Source organism: Paenibacillus sp. WC2504 (genome assembly GCF_052682475.1).
This window is the reverse complement of sequence record NZ_JBQZFH010000001.1, coordinates 6,304,106-6,322,714: the sequence shown is the minus strand read 5'-3', so window position 1 is coordinate 6,322,714 and position 18,609 is coordinate 6,304,106. Positions and strand designations below refer to the sequence as shown.

Annotated in this window: 18 protein-coding genes, 1 tRNA gene and 1 pseudogene; 6 read left to right on the top strand and 14 right to left on the bottom strand. The window is 45.8% G+C overall.

What is annotated here, in order from left to right:
• The 11 genes from ACUN27_RS28545 to ACUN27_RS28495 form a co-directional block, all read right to left on the bottom strand.
• Positions 1-927: a carbohydrate ABC transporter permease gene (locus ACUN27_RS28545; protein WP_445559997.1), complete on the bottom strand. Its 927-nt coding sequence runs from the start codon at positions 925-927 to the stop codon at positions 1-3.
• 79 nt (positions 928-1,006) lie between these two features.
• Entirely contained in the window at positions 1,007-2,377 is a 1,371-nt protein-coding gene (locus ACUN27_RS28540) for an ABC transporter substrate-binding protein (protein ID WP_445559996.1), read from the bottom strand.
• An 89-nt stretch (positions 2,378-2,466) separates the two neighbouring features.
• Positions 2,467-4,068, bottom strand: a complete 1,602-nt coding sequence (locus ACUN27_RS28535) for a response regulator (RefSeq protein WP_445559995.1) — start codon at positions 4,066-4,068, stop codon at positions 2,467-2,469.
• Positions 4,043-5,836: a cache domain-containing sensor histidine kinase gene (locus tag ACUN27_RS28530; RefSeq protein WP_445559994.1), complete on the bottom strand. Its 1,794-nt coding sequence runs from the start codon at positions 5,834-5,836 to the stop codon at positions 4,043-4,045. Before ACUN27_RS28530 ends, ACUN27_RS28535 begins: the two co-directional genes overlap by 26 nt.
• A gap of 260 nt (positions 5,837-6,096) precedes the next feature.
• A complete protein-coding gene (locus ACUN27_RS28525; protein ID WP_315954249.1) occupies positions 6,097-6,321 on the bottom strand; it encodes a hypothetical protein in 225 nt (74 codons plus the stop codon).
• A gap of 132 nt (positions 6,322-6,453) precedes the next feature.
• Positions 6,454-8,289, bottom strand: a complete 1,836-nt coding sequence (locus ACUN27_RS28520; protein ID WP_315954248.1) for a UbiD family decarboxylase — start codon at positions 8,287-8,289, stop codon at positions 6,454-6,456.
• Positions 8,290-8,405: 116 nt separating this feature from the next.
• Entirely contained in the window at positions 8,406-8,927 is a 522-nt protein-coding gene (locus ACUN27_RS28515) for a cupin domain-containing protein (protein ID WP_315954247.1), read from the bottom strand.
• 413 nt (positions 8,928-9,340) lie between these two features.
• On the bottom strand, positions 9,341-9,997 hold the full coding sequence (locus tag ACUN27_RS28510; RefSeq protein WP_379171576.1) for a DUF1796 family putative cysteine peptidase: 657 nt from the start codon (positions 9,995-9,997) through the stop codon (positions 9,341-9,343).
• 271 nt (positions 9,998-10,268) lie between these two features.
• The gene (locus ACUN27_RS28505; RefSeq protein ID WP_326061017.1) at positions 10,269-10,739 is read right to left on the bottom strand and encodes a CBO0543 family protein; all 471 of its coding nucleotides are present in this window, start codon (positions 10,737-10,739) and stop codon (positions 10,269-10,271) included.
• Between the two features lie 126 nt (positions 10,740-10,865).
• Positions 10,866-11,009: a hypothetical protein gene (locus ACUN27_RS28500; RefSeq protein ID WP_445559993.1), complete on the bottom strand. Its 144-nt coding sequence runs from the start codon at positions 11,007-11,009 to the stop codon at positions 10,866-10,868.
• Between the two features lie 330 nt (positions 11,010-11,339).
• Positions 11,340-12,602, bottom strand: coding sequence for a P1 family peptidase (locus ACUN27_RS28495; protein ID WP_445559992.1), 1,263 nt, complete (start codon positions 12,600-12,602; stop codon positions 11,340-11,342).
• A gap of 383 nt (positions 12,603-12,985) precedes the next feature.
• On the opposite strand from ACUN27_RS28495, the pseudogene ACUN27_RS28490 reads away from it, so the two are divergent.
• Positions 12,986-13,212, top strand: a pseudogene (locus ACUN27_RS28490) (PD-(D/E)XK nuclease family transposase); the annotation flags it as partial.
• 626 nt (positions 13,213-13,838) lie between these two features.
• On the opposite strand, the gene ACUN27_RS28485 reads toward ACUN27_RS28490, so the two are convergent.
• Positions 13,839-13,911: transfer RNA gene (locus ACUN27_RS28485), tRNA-Ala, on the bottom strand.
• 199 nt (positions 13,912-14,110) lie between these two features.
• On the opposite strand from ACUN27_RS28485, the gene ACUN27_RS28480 reads away from it, so the two are divergent.
• On the top strand, positions 14,111-14,398 hold the full coding sequence (locus tag ACUN27_RS28480; protein WP_445559991.1) for a hypothetical protein: 288 nt from the start codon (positions 14,111-14,113) through the stop codon (positions 14,396-14,398).
• Between the two features lie 15 nt (positions 14,399-14,413).
• Entirely contained in the window at positions 14,414-14,932 is a 519-nt protein-coding gene (locus tag ACUN27_RS28475) for a VanZ family protein (RefSeq protein ID WP_445559990.1), read from the top strand.
• Here the strand turns inward: ACUN27_RS28475 and ACUN27_RS28470 are convergent.
• Positions 14,907-15,056, bottom strand: coding sequence for a hypothetical protein (locus ACUN27_RS28470; protein ID WP_157322777.1), 150 nt, complete (start codon positions 15,054-15,056; stop codon positions 14,907-14,909). The genes ACUN27_RS28475 and ACUN27_RS28470 overlap by 26 nt on opposite strands.
• A gap of 116 nt (positions 15,057-15,172) precedes the next feature.
• Between ACUN27_RS28470 and ACUN27_RS28465 the strand changes: the two genes are divergently transcribed.
• Both ACUN27_RS28465 and ACUN27_RS28460 read left to right on the top strand, forming a co-directional pair.
• Positions 15,173-16,999 (top strand): ABC transporter substrate-binding protein, encoded by a 1,827-nt coding sequence (locus ACUN27_RS28465; RefSeq protein ID WP_445559989.1) that lies wholly within the window; start codon positions 15,173-15,175, stop codon positions 16,997-16,999.
• Positions 17,000-17,062: 63 nt separating this feature from the next.
• The gene (locus ACUN27_RS28460) at positions 17,063-17,467 is read left to right on the top strand and encodes a hypothetical protein (RefSeq protein WP_326061019.1); all 405 of its coding nucleotides are present in this window, start codon (positions 17,063-17,065) and stop codon (positions 17,465-17,467) included.
• Positions 17,468-17,500: 33 nt separating this feature from the next.
• Here ACUN27_RS28460 and ACUN27_RS28455 read toward each other — a convergent pair whose 3' ends face one another.
• A complete protein-coding gene (locus ACUN27_RS28455) occupies positions 17,501-17,764 on the bottom strand; it encodes a hypothetical protein (protein WP_326061020.1) in 264 nt (87 codons plus the stop codon).
• Between the two features lie 175 nt (positions 17,765-17,939).
• Here ACUN27_RS28455 and ACUN27_RS28450 point away from each other — a divergent pair, with 175 nt between their 5' ends.
• On the top strand, positions 17,940-18,605 hold the full coding sequence (locus tag ACUN27_RS28450) for a tetratricopeptide repeat protein (protein ID WP_315954238.1): 666 nt from the start codon (positions 17,940-17,942) through the stop codon (positions 18,603-18,605).
• The last annotated feature ends 4 nt before the right edge of the window (positions 18,606-18,609 follow it).

Sequence of the window (18,609 nt, the reverse complement as noted above, 5' to 3'; positions counted from 1 at the left end):
CTAAAAGTGATCCTGCCAACGCTTTTGGCTTTGCCACTGAATGAGCGTAATGATGAAGATAATGGTGAACAGCACCCACGACACAGCAGCCGCATAGCCCATTTTATAGAAACGGAAAGCAAGCAGATAGATGTGATAGGACAGCACCATCGTTGAATCAATCGGACCTCCTTGCGTCATAACGGCGACTGGACCGAACACTTGGAAGGACCAAATGATGAGCGTAATGGCAATGAGAAATGTGGTCGGTGTTAGCATGGGGACGGTGATTTGGAAAAATTGCCGCATCTTTGAGGCGCCGTCAATCTCGGCCGCTTCGTACAAATCTTTAGAAATGCCTTGTAGGCCTGCCAAGTAAATGACCATGGCATAACCGATGGTGACCCATACGGACATGATAATAATGGCAAAAAGCGCGGATTTCGGACTTGATAGCCAGCCTGGCGGATGTTCGATACCGATCGATAACAGGAATTGGTTGATGGGTCCGTTCGTTGCACGGTACATGATGCTCCATATGACGGAGACGGCAACAAGGGAAGAGACGTAAGGTAAAAAAATCAGCAGCCGCAGCGTATTTTTGAAAAACACATATTTGTTTAGAATAACGGCCATGAACAAGCCGATTACGATGGAAGCGGGTACGCTGACTAAGGTAAACACGGTATTATTTTGCAGCGATTTAAGAAATTTCGGATCACTTGGCAGCGCTTTGAAATTATCGAAGCCAACCCATGTGATACCGGCGAATCCTTTGAGGTACTCCCAGTCCACAAAGACCAGATAAAGACTGAATAGAATGGGCAATAAAATAAATGCGAGATACCCGGTAAGATTAGGTAAAATGAACAGGTAACCGGCGAGATTCTCCCTGAATTTCGCGGTTTGCCAGAATGGTCTCATGGGCGAGTCATCCTTTCGTTTCATGTGTTAGGCTTCCTTTATGAAAAAGCTATCCCCAGGTCACTGAATGACTTGTGGGGACAGCTTCCTTGGCAGCGTGAACTTATTTTTTGGCGCCTTTGATCGTTGTATCGGAGCGGGTTTTCATCGTTTCGAGCGTTTTATCAATCGGTTGGACGCCGAGTAAATACTTCTCCATTTCGTCCTTGTAGATGGCTTTCAGCTCTGTAGGGACAGGTACATTGTAAGCTGTTGGGAATGTGTAGTTTCCAGCGAGCAATGCTTTCAAGGAATCTTCATCAATCAAATCTTTGGCATCGCCGATTAGGATAGAAGCGATTTTGCCTGCATCGGCTTTTTTATTCGTCGGGATACGACCGCCGGGAACCATCGACATGTTGCCTTCTTGCAGGTACCAGGAAATGAACTTCATGGCAGCTTCTTTGTTTTTACTGTTTTTGTTAATGGACATATAGTCACCCATACCGCCGCCGGGGTTAACGTTGCCCCCAGCCGTAAATTGCGGATACGGAGCGAAAGCAACTTTGAAATCGTGAGGGAAGCTCTTCGTATCTTTGATATAACGGATGATATAGATTTGAGAAGGCGTCATAGCCGCTTTACCTGTCAGCAGCTCGTTCTGCACTGTAATTTTGCCGGCGACGGCTTCGGAATATTTCATCATAATGCCTTTGCTCTCCAGGCTTTGTTGCAGCTCCAAACCTTTCTTCAGAGCGGGGCTGTTGAAGTTGGACGTGCCGTCATCTGCGATGAAGGAGTCTTTGGCTTTGCCGGTTTGCAGGATAATTTCCCCGAAGGTGGACAAAGCGGGGTCAAGCATCGTGCCTTTGCGCTCGCCTTTGTTGAGCTTCGCCGCAAGGGCGCTGAAGTCATCCCAGGTCCAGGCGGTGGGCAGCTTCTCGCCGGCTTCGTCTAATGCCTTTTTATTGAAAAGCACGGCACCGACGTTCTTGTTGGCAGGCAGATAATAATATTTGCCGTCTGCAAATTTCTTGATATTGGCGCTGCCGATAATCCCTTCCACGTCAAACCCCGCTTTGGCAATCAGATCGTCGAGAGGTTCTGCCATGCCGGCGGCTTGGCGCTTCGTCATTTTATCATCGCCGTAGTTCATATAAATGTCCGGTGCGTCTGTATTGGAGAGCAGAGCAGTCTCAAGCTTCAAGTTACCGGGGTCGTCATTCACATAACGGATATATTCAACCTTAATGTTCGGGTTTGCTTTGTTCCAATTGTCGACGGCTTCTTGCGGACCGCTTTCGGGCGGTACGCCTCCCCAAAACTTCAGTGAAACCGGCTTCTGGACTTCAGGTGTCGGAGCTGCGGCAGCCGTTGCTGCTGCTGGCGCTGCAGTGGCGGAAGCTGCGGGTGCGACATCGGTTTTTGCGCAGCCAGCTACGAAAACGCTTACAGCGAGAGCGAGCGATGCACTTACTCCAAAGAGTTTCTTCATGTGTTCATCCCCTTTTCTTTTGGTAATTAAATCGTAGTGGAATCCTCCAGAAAAAGACACGCACGATTCTTTCAAAATTAAGCATTATTCTATGATGATCGACCGCCGAAATACAATTTGCGGAATTCAGTTGGATACATACCTTCGAGTTGTTTAAAGCTGCGGCTGAAATGATTCGGGTCGGCGTAGCCGATTTTCTCCGAGATTTCGAATATTTTGTAATCGGGATTTTTGAGCAGTTCTCTAGCCGTTTTCATCCGAACGTTGGTCACATAATCCGTGATCGTTTTACCGGTTTCCTTTTTAAATAACATGCTCAAGTAATTTTCGGTGTAACCGACTTTGCACGCTAAATTCGCTACTTTCATGGGCAAATTGTACTGATCCGTAATGATGCGTATGACGGTTTGAATTTCAGGGCGCAGCTTTTCTTTGCCATGCTGCCGCTTGTAATCCATGAAGACAGGAATCCAGCCGACGAACCAATCCGCCAATTCCTGCAGCGTTTCCGCGTTCCGGATTACATGATACGGGTATTGATTCTCGTGAAGCGTTACGGAGTAAATATCGTTGCCATCCGCTTTAAAACTGCGGGAAAACATATGCAGCAGACTGAGCCAAGTTTCGCGCAGCATAAGCGGCGGTACGTCTTTTTTACTCAGGAGCTCTTGCGTCCAGTCCTTCAACCGCTGCCTAAGTCCGGACTCATCCTGTTCATCAATTCGTTTACGTAAGTTCTCTTCGTCCCAAGGGTCCGACAGCCGGTGTGCAGCAGGTGGGATCTGGTGATAGGCAACGATGCATGAGCGTCCGAAATAAAACCGATAGCTAAGCGAATAATCGGCCTTCTCATAGGCTTGTTGAAGTAGATAAGGATCTTCTAGTGGCGGTGAAACACCGCAGGAAATGGAAATTTTGAGGAAAGTGTGCACCGCGTTTTGCATTTCCTGCAGGACTGCAGGGTTCAATTGGCCGATGAGCACGCAAAATTTGCCGCCGCCGATCTCGAGCAATTCCCCATTTCCATATTTTTTTAAAATCTCGCTGAGTACATTCTTCACTGTGTATGTCAGAAGCCGATCGCTTTGAAACCGGTTGTTATGCGTTAGTTCCTCATAAGATTCGATTTGAATCGCAATCGCGGACAGAGGAGCAGGGAAAGGCTCCAGTTGAAATTCAATGAATTCCTGCTCGATTTCTCTGCGGGAGGAATGGCCCAGTACGAGCTCGCGCAGCCGCTTTTCCTTTACTTCGCTGCTGTATTGATTCACTTTTTGCTCCAGCTTTGTATAGGCGGTTTGGCCCTGCTTCTCAATCTGAAGCTGTTCCTTAATGGCGCGAAGCTTCTGCATAAGCTCGGAAGGTTGAATTTCCAGCTTCGTTATGTATTCCGTAGCCCCAAGCCGCAAGGCCTTCTGCACATACGCGAAATCGCTATGATTTGATAGAATGAGGCATTTCATGGCCGGCCAGCGTTCTCGAATGATTTGTAGCAGCTCCAGCCCATCCATGTCCGGCATGCGGATATCCGTAAGCACGATTTCACAAGGATGATTTTCCAGAATCGCCAAAGCTTCGAGGCCGCTCGCTGCTTCGCCGATCACTTGAAATTCCTCGTTATTCATAGGAATAATCGTCTTTAACCCAATACGTACCAAAATCTCATCATCTACGATCAGAATGCGCATCATGAGGCTCCCTCCTGTTAAGTGGCAGTATCAATGTCAATCGAACACCTTCGTTCGGAGAGCTGGCGATGTGTATGCCGTATTGTGCGCCGAAATGCAACTTGATTCGTTCATTCACATTCCGAATGCCGATCCCGCTGAACTTGACGTGGGGTTGATGAAGTTCGTTCTCCACTTGTTGGATTTTCTCCAAGCTCATACCGACACCGTTATCCTGCAGGAGGATGTGAAGTTTCCCGGCGACTTCCATAGCTTGGAGCTCAATCCTTAATGGAAAGTGGTTGCCGTGTATAATGCTATTCTCGATAGCGGGCTGAAGCGTAAATTTCAACACTTCACAGTCGAGCAGCGATTCCGGAATATCACAAGAGAACTTGATTTGGTCATGATAACGAATTTCCTGCAAGGAAAGGTAGACCTGAATGTAATCCAGTTCTTCACGGAGCGTCACGAACTCCTGTTCATTGCGCATCGTGAAGCCCAGCAGCTTGCCCAGCTTCGTAATCATTTCGCTGACGTGCTCTGCGCCCGAAAGAATTGCCATCCACTTAATGGAATTAAGCGTATTCAGCAGAAAATGAGGATTGATTTGAGCTTGAAGCGCTTGAAACTGCGCCTTCTGCTTGCGCTGCTCCTCATCGTATAAGTTTGCAATCAAATGCTGTAGATGGCTGACCATTTTGTTGAAATTGCTCCCCAGGACGGCGATTTCATCTTCGCCTTTTATCGTGACCATCGTATTAAATTCGCCTTTTCCAACTCTGTTCATCGACTTGGCGAGCTGTTTGAAAGGACTTGTCACGCGAAGCATCAAGATAATGAAAGCGATCGCAAATAAGAAAAACCAAGCGATGACCCAACCGATGGACTTATCTTTCTCACGGCTTAGCTGTGTGGCAAAATCCTTTTGGTTCATTAGTTGGACCAGCCGCCAGCCCAACTGGGGGACATAGGCGTCATTTACGAGGTAACTCTGGCCGTCCAAGGTTATTTTCTGAATGCCGCTGGCGTCTTTGTGCATGTCTTGGAGTGACTCTGAGGCTTTAAAATGACTGGACGTACTGTCCCCGAGCAAAAGCCTCTGGTCTTGATCTAACAGAAAAGAGATGACGCCGGATTCCTGCTGCTGGCGCAGCTCCTGGGCATTATAGAAAAATATCGGGATCGGAACCCCGATCATGAAAATACCGTAATTGCTCGTATATTCGCCATTGACTTGTCTGGTCATGGCAACGAGGTCTTGGCTGCCAGCCGCCGTGCGCAGCGTATAGGGCACAGACCAATAGGGAGAGCCGCCAAGCTGCAGAGTGGGTTGATACCAGCTTTCCTTGCGATAGGAGGCAATATCCGTCTTGGTGACCGCTGACCAGGTGGTGTGTGTATAACCCCGGTTGTCATAGAGCCCTAAGTAAGCATCGCTGTCAAGCAGCAGGTCTTTCACGTTAGACAGTTTTTTTTGCAAGCTGGTCAGTTTAATGAAAGAGCTGTAACTATCGGACCAATCAGCAGGCTCTCGAAGGAATTTTTCAGTTTCCGGATCGTTGATAATAAGGCTGGAGGCTTTAATAATACGAACGGCCAGATCGTTCATCATGTCTGCTTTTTGCGCCACAGCGGCTTGGTTAGATTGATTGAGCTGCATCTGGACAATAAGCTCAGAGGAATTGTAGAAACGGTAAAGAATGATGACGACGGGTAAAATGATGAGAACAAACAGGGAAATAAGAATTTTCCCGCGCAGTGTTTTGAAGGGACTTCGCAATAGATTCATGGCCGTCACCATTCCTGTATTTATCCTAGTAGGAAGAATTATCTCTATCATACAACGGATGATTCCGATCATGCCACAGAACTTGAAAGCGTTTCAAAAGATCAAAGAATTTGCCGTAAACTAAAAAGAATCGTGCTAATTTTGGCTTGTTGGTGCACGCAAATTGAAAGCAAAAAAATCCCTCGAGGCATAACCTCAAGGGAAGGGATTTCGTAGCTGAACTCAGTGGTATTCGTGCCGCGGCAATAAGTGACCCAAGTTTACAAATTCACCTTGGTTTGCACGATATTCTTAAGTACATCACAGGAAAGATCCGATTTAAAATCTTGTATGGTATACAAAGCTTGCTGCTCATCAATTCCTAGCACGCTTGTGAAGTAATAAAGCATATGATCATAGATTGAACCATAATCTTTAAGCTCACTGGGGTTATCAGACAAATAGTGTTGATGCTGCTTGATGAGCTTCTCGGTGACTGCTTTCAAAGTGAAGTACCTCCAACGGATGATACAATCAATCTACCATATTTATTGAAGGGAGAACAGGGATAATTTTATGCAAATGAAAACAGCACCACAACCTGATTGGTCGTGATGCTGCTCAATGCTGTGACAGTCTTACATGTGTAAGCCGCTTAAACTCGCGCCATCGGCGAAAAATCGCATGATGTTAGTCTCTACGGTTGGATCCGGTATTAAAGGAGGCGCTTGGTGCGGTTTGATTCGGGCATCAATGACGATATTATCGCATGCCCAATGTTTATTCTCATAATAACTGTTCACCCCATGAATATCATGGGAGGGGTTGCTGCGCGTAAAGGTACCCCAAACGAAATTGTCAATGGATTCGCTTATAAATTGGCTGTCATCGCAGACGATGAGGAGCGGACAAGTGGGGAGTGGGCCTTTTGCCGCGATGGCCTCGCATAATTCTCTCATTTCCGTTTGCGTCTCGTCGTAACTTTTAAATTCAGAAACCTGAATCGCGACGATTCCCGGCATGACCAAATGAGCGTGTTCAATTCCCTTTATGTCATTTAAAACTTCAGGCACCTCAAGGCACAATTCTCTTTTTACATCCCCAACGGCCGCAAAAACAACCTTACTTCCGCTATTGAGCCCAGTACCCGAGTAATCGAGCGTATCGATGGTCGTATTTGTATGAAAATGAAGGTCGCGATGAAGATCCATTCTAGCTAAAATGTACGTTAAAAAATGCTCGACATCATGCGAATCCAGAGGCTGGCTCTCTTCCGCCGTAATGAATAAATATTTGGCCAAGCTCACTTGCCCCGTTCCTAGAATGCGATTGGCAATTGTGAGCAGCTCCGCCGGTTGTTTGACTTGTTGATAAGGGGTATACCGTTCACTTCCGATCGCAAAGAGCAAGGGATGCACTCCCGCTGCATCGACGGCATGGACTTCTTTGACACCAGGAATTTCTTGCTTGATCGCATCTCCGGTTAGTTCATGAATTAAAGCGCCGAACGCCGTATCCTCTTGAGGAGGCCTGCCAACGACAGTAAATGGAAAGACCGCATTTTTCTTGGCGTATACTTTATGCACTCTCATGAGTGGAAAAGGATGCGTCAGGCTGTAATAGCCCAAATGATCGCCGAAAGGGCCTTCCGGCTTGGTTTCACCCGGATATATTTCGCCTGTGATAACAAAATCAGCATCATGGCTAATGCAGTATCCATCTATATAGCTGTAGCGGAAGCGGCGTCCTGAAAGCAAGCCGGCAAAAGTGATCTCACTCATGCCTTCCGGCAAAGGCATCACGGCTGATAACGTATGGGCCGGCGGCCCCCCGATAAAAATACTTACCTTCAAAGGAAGTCCCTTCTTGGTTGCTTTGTCCTGGTGCACGCCGATGCCGCGATGAATCTGATAATGCAGGCCGATCTCTTTATTCAATTCGTATTCGTTTCCGCTCAGTTGAATCCGATACATCCCCAAATTGGAATTCATAATGCCCGGTTTCTCCGGATCTTCCGAGTACACCTGGGGCAAAGTGACGAAGGCACCGCCATCCTCCGGCCAGTGTCGAATCAGAGGGAGATCAGCGATGCTGACTTCTTCGAAAGAAGCTGGCAGTCCGCCGGATACTTGGAGCGGCAGTGCTTTCCATGCAGCAAGCCCTGTTCCGAAATGTTTCAAAGGGCTTTTCATGGCCTTCATGGGATCGCTTCGCAAAGAAATGACCTGCTGTACGCCTTCCCACGTATGACGAAAAATATATTTGCTGCGCTCAACCGTGCCAAAAAGGTTGGATACCGCGCGAAACTTCGATCCTTTTACATTTTCGAATAACAAAGCAGGGCCCCCAGCAGCATGAACTTTCATATGAATGGCGGCCATCTCAAGCTCAGGATCGACTTCTTCATGAATACGAACCAAATGTCCGTTGTTCTCTAAATCAATGAGGCATTCTTCTAAATTTTGATAGATCATGATATTCTCCAATCGGATAGCTATTCCCCAAAGGTCTTATTTGATACTGTCATTCTACAACAAATAGCGCCAAAAATAAAAAACACGTCAGATTGACGTGTTGGTTTCGCCTCCTTTTAAACAGGAAGCAGTTCATAGGCTAACTTTTTGATAACATCCTTGTGTTGCGGGTACAGCTTAAGCAGTTCTTCTTGGGAAAATAGTTCAAAATCCTGAAAATCAAATCCAGGCGCTACCATGCATCCGACAAGCGAAAACGTATTTTCTTCCATGACCGAAGATCCGAAAATGCAGTTTTTTGGCACCAAATATTGTGGGGTTTCTCCATTATCCAAATGAAGTCCTAGCTTGACTTCCTCATACGTGCCATCCTCGTGAATGACATGAATCGTAAGCGGGCTTCCAGCGTGAAAATACCATAACTCATCCGACTTCAAGCGATGGAAATGCGAGACATCATGAGATTGCAGCAGAAAGTAGATGCTCGTATAAAGCAGGCGTGAGCCATTAAACGCGACGGACAACTCTTGATCCGTAATTTTTTCTTCAGCTTGGAAAGTACGTTTATAATATCCGCCCTCGGGGTGAGCTTCGAGTTCCAGTTTAGAAATCCAATATTCAGGGCTATTTGTAAGCATGTCATCAGTTCCTTTAGTTTAGTGTAGCATTCCAAGCTTGTATTATAATCTAGCAGGTCCGTGAGATCAATCATAGCTTGCTAGATAAAGAGTTTCTTGCCAGACCCGAGCAAAGGCCACTGCTATCTCTATGTTGCATTTTATGCAATATTGAGGCCTCAGGCCGGCCGGTGCCGCCTTCTACGTTGTACATAGTACAACGATTTGGGCAGGATAGAGCAGTTTTCATGCTATTTCGATTGAAATCATTGCACTTAGTGCAATGAAGAGCGATGTGGTGGGGTTTAAAGCTGTTTTATGTTGTACAAAGTGCAACAAGGAGATGGAAGCGAGGGGCCGTGGCGCAAGGCGGTCATGCAGAGTAATAAAAAAACCGCGATCCGAAAGGGACGCGGGTTAGGAAGGACGCCAGCTTACAGTTTTATTTTAAGTCCAGTTAAAATATAATCCCATTCTTTCAAGTTGTTCGTGCTTGGAATCTGGACCACACAGACATGATCCAATCCCCAATCTAACTCCATAACTCGCTCTAAATTCGCAATAGGATTAACGATAAGTATTTTAAAATCACCTTTTGTAATCTCCCGCAAAACTGACTGCAATTCGGCCGCTTGGTCATAGGTGGCAAGGAGTCTAACAAAAAGTGAGGAGTTAGATGCCGAGGATTCTTCTAGAAACCGCCGAATGCGCAAATTCAATTTCGCTTTATAAACATGATAAGTGTAGTACCAACTTTCATTTGGAATAATAGGAAAGTCATGAACGGAGGTCACATTATAGTGCGTGTCTTTGATGAAATAGGAGGGTACTTTTTGAACAACGGCTGCAAATTCATCGACATACTGTGAACTGCCCTCTACTACTCGCAAGTTGGAGAGATCCATAAATCCTTGGAATTTATTAGCTAATAATCTATTTACATCGGTAAGCGATGTAGAAATAACCCAATCCAAAGGCATCGAAAATTTTCTTAACTTGTGTCTCCTAAGGTGACCTGCCGGATCACAGTTCTGTCCCAAGCTAGCAACTAAATCATACGTTGTTCGGTTGAGCTCATGTAAGTTCATCATATACCCTCCACCTTTCCACTATTATTAGATTCAAATCTAGTTGGAAAAGGTTGGATAAATGAACCAGTGCGAATATCATTATTTTTACAAATTATCCCATGATTATAAATCAAATAACGTCAGAATGTCCGTTAGGATTCAAAGGATTGTTTCGCTCAGAATCCCCAGGCTGTTCAATCGAAAATGCAATAACTGCCCAAGACCCTTTTGCAATAAGGCAGTTGGCTGGCATTTCGTTCAATGAATTCGGGGATGTTTTTTGTTTTAGCTACTAGTATTTTTCTTTGATTTTTTTAAAAAACCAGAGGTAAAACCAGTATGAAATTAATAAAGTAATTGTTAATGTGATGTAGCTCAAATACCAAGTCCAATGTATGTATTTGATTAATTCTGTATGAGTCTCTAAAACGACTTCAATTATTGTAATTACCGTTGGAAAACTAAGTGTATAAATTGTTTTAAACAGCCATGTTTTTTGCTTCGGGAAATAGACATTAAAAATGGCACTCACAGCTGGTAAGATGAAAAACTCAAAAGAAAAACTCGCTTTGTAAGCCATTTGTAGAATGCCGACAGGATACTCGATTAATCCGCCTTCGACAACTAAAGCTCCGAACAACCAGGAAGGTACTTGCATAAATAAAAAGCTGAGAATTGCTTGTAGCAGGTTTTTTCGGTTGATAAATATTAACAGCAGAATAACAGTAACGATCCAAGCGGACCAAAGGAGTATCGTATCCATGAGTATGACCATCCATGTTTGTAATACATCCATTATGATCCGAAAAGATGAGCTTTAATCGTTTAGAGCAAGCTGCTCCAAATCATTTTTTCACTAAGAATCCGAATAGTTGTAACGGCACTAAACTCACTCTGGAATACCTTTCTTGATGTCTGCGAGTGCTTCACGAAAAGGTCGTACTTTCTGCTTTTTCAAAGCTTTCATACCTTCATCCAGCAGTTTATACAGTTTGAATTTACCAACTATTCTTTCGTATCTTTCAAGACTCATCACAACAAGATCGCCTTGGCCATTTTTCGTAATGTAGACAGGTTCATCAATTTATGGCAAAACTCAGAGATCTCGTTGTAATGATTTCTTTGAACTGAACTTGGTCGAGTAGTGGACAATTCACTTCCTTCTCGTTACTGTACGAGCGGATGCCCCCTACCACCGTAGTCATTTTCACAATCCCTAAAATATCTCAACATCTTAATACATAAAGATCTTTGCTGTTTAAAGGAACTGTTTGCGAACGATCAATACCTCAATTTAATGAAGCAGTGCTAAGTGGATTTCTCTATAAGGCTTCGGACAAATCATATGGGACTGAAATATCATTTACTTTGTATTTTGTTGTTGTTTAATTCCTGCTTGGGCTGCCATTACTCCTCTAACGATGGCTTGCTCGAGCACTACCGCAGCTACTGTCCCGACTGCTGTCACAGCAGCATTGCCTATAAGCCCGCTTCTATCGGTTCCGGTAGCTATACAGAATACAGTATCGCCGTCGGCTTGAATATGCACCGGTGAAATCGCTCGCGCCATTCCGTCATGGGCGAGTGTCGCTACCCTACCTGCCTCAGCTTTGTCTAGTTTGGCAGTGGTTGCGATAACGGCGATGGTTGTGCTCCTGTTCTGGATCGAGCTCGGCATTGGGGGTATTCCTTCAAGAATTGCCCTGGTTTGGTTAACGAATTTACCATTAGGTTTGAGTGCCCCGGCTATGATATGGTCATGATCCCAAATATCTCCAAGGGCATTAACTACTACAATAGCAGCTACGATAGGCCCGCCCGGGATTTGCCAAGAGGCGGTTCCAACTCCGCCCTTCATCGGTGTACCGTAGATTTTCCCTACCGTCGCACCTGCTCCAGCACCAACACTGCCTTGTGCCACGGTACCGGCCTTCGCAGCTTTTGCTGCTTTGTAGCCTAGTTGTGCGTCAGGTCTGCGGGAGCCTTTCGCATAATAAAGGTCAAAAATAACAGCCGCAGGTACGGTAGGAAGTGGTCCAACACCTGTCGGAGTACCATACCCATGCTCTGCAAGCCAGTTCACGACCCCTGCTGTTGCCGCAAGGCCGAAGTTACTGCCGCCCGTAAGAAGAACTCCTTGTATGAGGTCCGTTGAAGTTCCGGGTTTAATAGCATCTGTCTGCTCCGTACCCGGAAAGCCGCCTCTAACATCCACGCCGGGAACTGCGCCCTCAGGATATAAAATAACCGTACAACCAGTACGACCGGTTTTATCCTCTGCATGCCCCACCAGGACACCCGGAACATCGGTAATACTTCCTTTGGGATGAACTTTTGTTCCCTTACCAATTAAATTGTTGGCACTTGGCCCAATCGGTTGATTAAGTATACTGCGATCGTCTTGATATATGGTCTGGTCGGGATTTTTATCATTATTGAAAAAAACTTTGTTGAATCTTTTTGTTATTCCCTTGCCTCGGTAAATCCCAGAATTTCTCATTTGAACTGGAAAACCCCAGTATTTCGCCGATCCATTAGCATTGTCTGCGTTCCTGCGCTTCTCAACAAGCGATGCATCCGCTGGGCGTATGAGTTTCGCGGTCAATTTTGTTTTCTTTCTATCCATGATTTCATCTCCGATTTCATGCAGTATGGGACTGCTTCAAGCCTTATTTGATGACATTCACCTATAAATAGTATGTTTGGGATGATAAATGTGCTCTGATAAAAAGCAATTTTTTTCAATCGGAGAAATACAAAAGAATTGCTTCGGAATCGAAAGAAGAACTTGCCGAGGAGAAAGATTACCAGAGAAGATATGAATGTGACCGTGGAGAGATTGAGTCTTGTAAATGAAAATTAGACCTACAGCTTTCTAGGGCTGTAAGTCCAATTTTCTTTATGCTCTAACAGTGGGGTGGTCTTTAGAGTAACGAATTAAGATTAAACCAAGATTAAGTTTAGATAATTATTGTATGAAAAAAACCAACGGAGGTTGGAGTATGTACATTAACAGACGATCTTGAAATTCATTTATTGAACCATCAACAGACCGTTGCGTCTGGTGGATTGTTAAATTGGTTACTTTTTCTTAAAAGTGACAATACAGAAATTGGGAGGTGCTGAAACTGCAAGAACCTGAACTCGGCAAAGCGATGAGTGTTTTGGAATTCCTTAGTCAAGACGCAGATGCGCGGTGGCTCTATGAGATGAGACAAAAGGCTTTGCATGACGAGGGAGGACAAGCCTAGCGGAAGATTCAGACGCCGTGCTCCTGCACTCGTAGCAAAAGCTACGAAGTCAACACATCCGTTTCGTCCGCGCGGGCGAACCCATCGGGGTTCTCTCCCCAAGGCTCCAAAAGAAAGAAGCACCACAACCAAAATGGTTGTGATGCTTCTTTTTCTATGGAGCCTAGGGGTGGAGCCTAGGGGGATGTATGAATCCCGATTTAAATGGCTGACGAAGCAACTCGACGAGGACAAGCCTAGCGGAAGATTCAGACGCCGTGCTCCTACACTCGAAGCAAAGCTACGAAGTCTACGCATCCGTTCCGTCCGCGCGGGCGAACCCATCGGGGCTCTCAACCCACGGTTCCATACAAAAAACCGCGATCCCGAAGGATCGCGGTTTTTTATTATGGAGCCTAGGGGGATGTATGAATCCCGATTTAAAAGGCTGACGAAGTAAACTCGACGAGGCCAAGCCTAGCGGTAGATTCAAACACCGTGCTCCTGCACTCGAAGCAAAGCTACGAAGTCAACACATCTGTTCCGTCCGCGCGGGCGAACCCTCGGGGGTTCTCACCCCCATGGTCCATACAAAAAACCTCGATCCCAAGGGATCGAGGTTTTTACTTGTATGGAGCCTAGGGGGATCGAACCCCTGACCTCATCGCTGCCAGCGATGCGCTCTCCCAGCTGAGCTAAGGCCCCGAAATGACGTGAATTAACGTCGACTTTTCGTATTATACATGAAATATTTGAAGCAGGCAAGCCCTTTGTGCAGATATTTCATATTGTCTTTTATGCCTGCGACGTTTCTGTTGCAAACGGTGCCAAACGTTGTTTTCATTCACATTTTCATGCTAACCTAGTAACAGAAACTAGTTGATCGTGTAGGAGTGACGAAATAGTGTCAAATGGGGTCTTGTATTGGGTTTATTTGGGAATATCATTTGTGTTGCCATTTGTGATCGGTGTGTGGTTAATGCGGAAAACGAACCGGCTCGGATTCTCTTTCTGGATAACGACAGCCTTAAATATTATATTGACTTTAGCTGCAGCATTCTGGTGGAAATCAGTGACGGAGGATCCGTTCCGCATGATGTTTGGGATGGCGTTTTATGGGGTGTCAGCCGTGAATTTGATGGTCATCGAGTTTTTTGCACTGTTTAGCATTCGCAAGAAAATGAATTCGTAGAGGGATGGTTTCTTTATGACACAATCTTCTTCTAAGGTTTACTTTTATGTGTTTACAATTGCTGCCGTCCTATGGATGGCCTTTATTTTTTTCAAGTCAGGACAGACCTATCAACAGCAGACACTGCGTCCACTTTTAGAATCAAAGCTTAGTGGTTCTCATCTGTTAAATTACTCCCCGCATATGGCATTCACCTACGATGGGCAAAAACTGTCGTGGCAGGACCCCGTCGGCATTATCGAATTCTTCATAAGAAAAGCAGGGCACGTAAGCGAGTTCGCTTTACTTACCCTGCTCTGGATCTTGGCTTTACTTGCGAAACAAGTACAAGTAATCATGGCACTGCTCACCTCCTTTATCATTTCGGTTCTGTATGCGGTGACCGATGAGTGGCATCAAACGTTCATTGAAGGCCGCACAGGTCATGCGATTGACGTGGTCGTCGATGCCATAGGAGCACTCTTGGCTGTTTTTTTGGTACTGGCGGTTCTCGGGATCCGCGCTTCGATTAGACGAAGAAGAACAAGCTTGTAATCATCATATACACTTTTCTTTTTTTGATGGATTTGAATTTCCAAAGTTCGCGAGCTTCTACTTCCAATTCGTGCTGCTGCCACTGCATTAATTTCTCAGATACATATAAGTTGGATGGTTGCATGATTCGATTCACCTTCCTTTCTTTTCCTGTTAGATCCAGTTTACATCTAGAATAAGGGGAACAAAAAGTGTATAATTCACTTTAACAATTTCCCCTTTTGGAGAAGGAGGTGGAACATGCAGCTGTTATCTCATTTTTTGGAGCTGCGTGCCAGCTTTGCCCATGATATAGAGCATGAACCGCAGCCTATTACGTTAGAAGAATTATCGGAAAGAATGTATTGCACGACACGGAATGTTAAGATTTTGCTGAAAAAAATGATGGAGCAGGACTGGATTTCCTGGAAGCCCGGAAGAGGCCGAGGGAATGTTTCGGAGCTGACGTTTCTGGTTTCGGCGGAGGACATGGTGTCCCAACAGGCGATGGAACTGGCGGCACAAGGGGATTATCGTGGAACGATCGAACTGATCCACCAATTGGGCAGGGGAGAGTCGTTACAGGACTCTTTTGTCGATTGGCTGTTCAGTTACTTTGGCTATCGCGCGGTCGTTCAAGAGGAGTGCTCCAGGGATACGCTCCGTTTCCCGGTGTACAAATGGCTGGTATCGCTTGATCCGGCTTTTTCTTTTTTTGCTTTTGATACGCATTTAATGAATCAAATTTTCGACACGCTCGTTCTGTACAACCCCGGTACGATGGTAGCCGAGCCGCATTTGGCGCATTATTGGGAGAAAAGTGAGGACGGTCTTCATTATACGTTTTATTTGCGAAAAGGCGTCCTCTTTCATCACGGCAGAGAAATGACGGCGAACGACGTGTATTACTCGCTGTCCAGAGTCAAGGAACTTGGCGCCAAGGCTTGTCAAGGGTGGATGACGGAAAGCATCGAGAATATACGGGTGCTGAACCGAAGTGCCATTGCGATTGAGCTGAGGCAGCCAAATGAGCTTTTTTTGCAGCAGTTGGCGCATACTTCTTTAGCGATCGTGCCGGAGGAAATTTGCCGGGATAACGAAAACATATTCGGGCGTATGCCGATAGGGACCGGGCCGTTCAAACTGGAGCGAAACGATGATTACATCTGTAAGCTTCGGGCATTTGACGGCTATTTTGGGGTCAGGCCGCATTTGGATCAATTGGAAATTTGGCTGCTGCCGCATGAACTGTCCGAGGTTGGACCTAGCTGGGATATGGTGCAGGTGCTGTGCGATCATACGAATTCCCGGAAACCGGCTGGTGCCGTCGGCAAAGATGCCGAATGGCATCAGATTGAGCAGTCGATTCTGGGCTGCAGCTTGCTAACGTTTAATGAGGGTAAAATGGGGCCGCAACGCCATCGGAACTTTCGCAAGGCGATTGATTTGGTCATCGATCGGGAAAAAATGGTTGAACAGCTCGGAGGCTTCAGGGAAGCGCCGGCCAGCTCTTTTTTGCCAACGATGAATCTCAAACGTACGTCAGCAGAATACCGCACCGATGTAGAGGAGGCGAAACGCCTGCTTGAGGAGATGGGATATAACGGCGAGCCGATTCAAATGTACATCTACAGCAATAACAGTGAGGATGCCCAATGGATTGGTGCGCAGTGCGCCAAAGCTGGAATTCGCATCGAGCTCACAACCCGAAGCATGGGGGAAATGACGCAGATGGACACGATTCACGAGGCCGATCTCATTTTTTATCACATTTGTCTGGAGAGTGAATACGATCTTCATATTATTCAGACGCTGAAACAGTGCAACAGCTATGTTCGGGCTCACTTAAGTCGGGAACGTATGGCATGGATCGATGAGGAAATTGACCATATTCTTACGATTACATCCCGGGACGAAAGGATTAGGAGACTTCACGAGGTCGTTGAGGTGCTTCAGGAGGAGAAAACGTTTTTGTTCGTTCTTCACCGTTCTCAGCAAACGACTTACCATGATTCGATCAGAGGCGTATGCATTAACGATTTGGGCTGGGTTGATTTTCGGAAAATATGGTTCACGCCTAGTACTTGATAAATCTTGGATGAACTGGAAATACTCTTGGTAACAATCATGAAATACCAGGAGGGCATGGGTATGAGCAAAATAAAAGAGGCTAATCTCGTTCGTTTTCTTGAACGTCACGATGTGTGGTGCGCAGATGTCGAAGTCATCGCTGAAGGTATCTCAGGTACCCTGGTTGCTGAATTCTCGTCGACCAAAGGGAGTCAATTCGAGATGAGTCACGTGTACCGCAAAAACATATCCCGTGAAATTGATTGGTATGATAATCATTTGCACAATGCCTATGAAGACGTTTCCAAAGAGTTGTTCGGAACCAAATCCCATGAATCGAAAAAATGGGGGAAACGTGAAGATTTTGAAGAGGAAATCCTTGCTTTCGGCTCTATTCGCGAAGAGTTGAAAGAGCATTTTCAGCTTAGCCGCACGGCAGCCTTATTTCATACGGAAGACGTGGAGGACCAAACCTACTTGCATTAATTTTCTAGTTCCTACCAAATAAAAAAACGACCGTTAAGGTCGTCGGCTTCTAGGCTCGTAACGGTTTTCCATTGCCATCCAGCGAGCATTCGCAACGAAAAAACCGATGAAAAAGAACAGAACTAATCGAATAGGCACCCACACTAAGCTAATCTCATGCGTGTTTAGTAGTTCAATGATGCTAAATAAGGCCGTAAGCCCAACACCCCAGGGGAGAAGGCCGAAATTCACTAAATATTTGTTTCTGCCAAGCTGTTTTCTTTTCAGCCATATGGCCTTGCGTGGATCCTCGTTCATATCGAAACTCCCTTTTTCTTTTTATTATAGCATTGCTTGAAATAAATCTCGAATCAGTATTCATAAGAAGCCTCCATTCATATGCTAGTCATAGGACGGAAGCTTTTTTTAATGGAAGAGATGACCAAAGTCCTCATATTATGGTAGTATAAGGAAGTTGAAAGGAGGTATCGCTTTGCTGCTTAAATTTCTTGCTTTTGGCCTGTTATGGCGACTTGTCGGCAATCCATTTCTTGCACTTCTTATTCTATTAATCATTTTATATGTGTTAGATAGAAGATTTATCGGATTAACGCCGAATATTTTTAAGCCATTTCAATTAAGGCGCAGGGCGTCTAGGCTACGAACGGAATTGCATGCGAACCCACATCATACGTCTGCGAAGCTGGAGCTTGCAAGGAACTTGCTGCAGCGCAATAAATTCCAAGAAGCGCTTCCTTACTTGGAACAAGCGCTGCCTATTATGGAAGATTCCGCGGATGTACATTACGAAATCGGACTTTGTTACCTGAAGCTGGGGGATTTGAAAAAGGGAGAGAGCTTCATGCTCCAAGCGGTAGAGCTGAACCCGAGGGTTAAATATGGCGAGGCCTATTTACGCCTAGGGGAAGCTTTAGCGCCTGTTGCACCCGAAAGGGCTGCGCAGCTCATCGAGCAGTTCCGTGATCTGCACACCTCATCGGTCGAGGCGTATTACCGCCTTGGCTTGCTGTATCAGCAGCTTGGGCGCAGTAATGATGCGAAAGCAACGTTCCGCGAAGCGTTGGACATTTACCGCGGCTTGCCGCGATACAGCCGCAGACAGCAGCGGCGCTGGGCCATGCTGGCACGCTTCAAATGAAAAG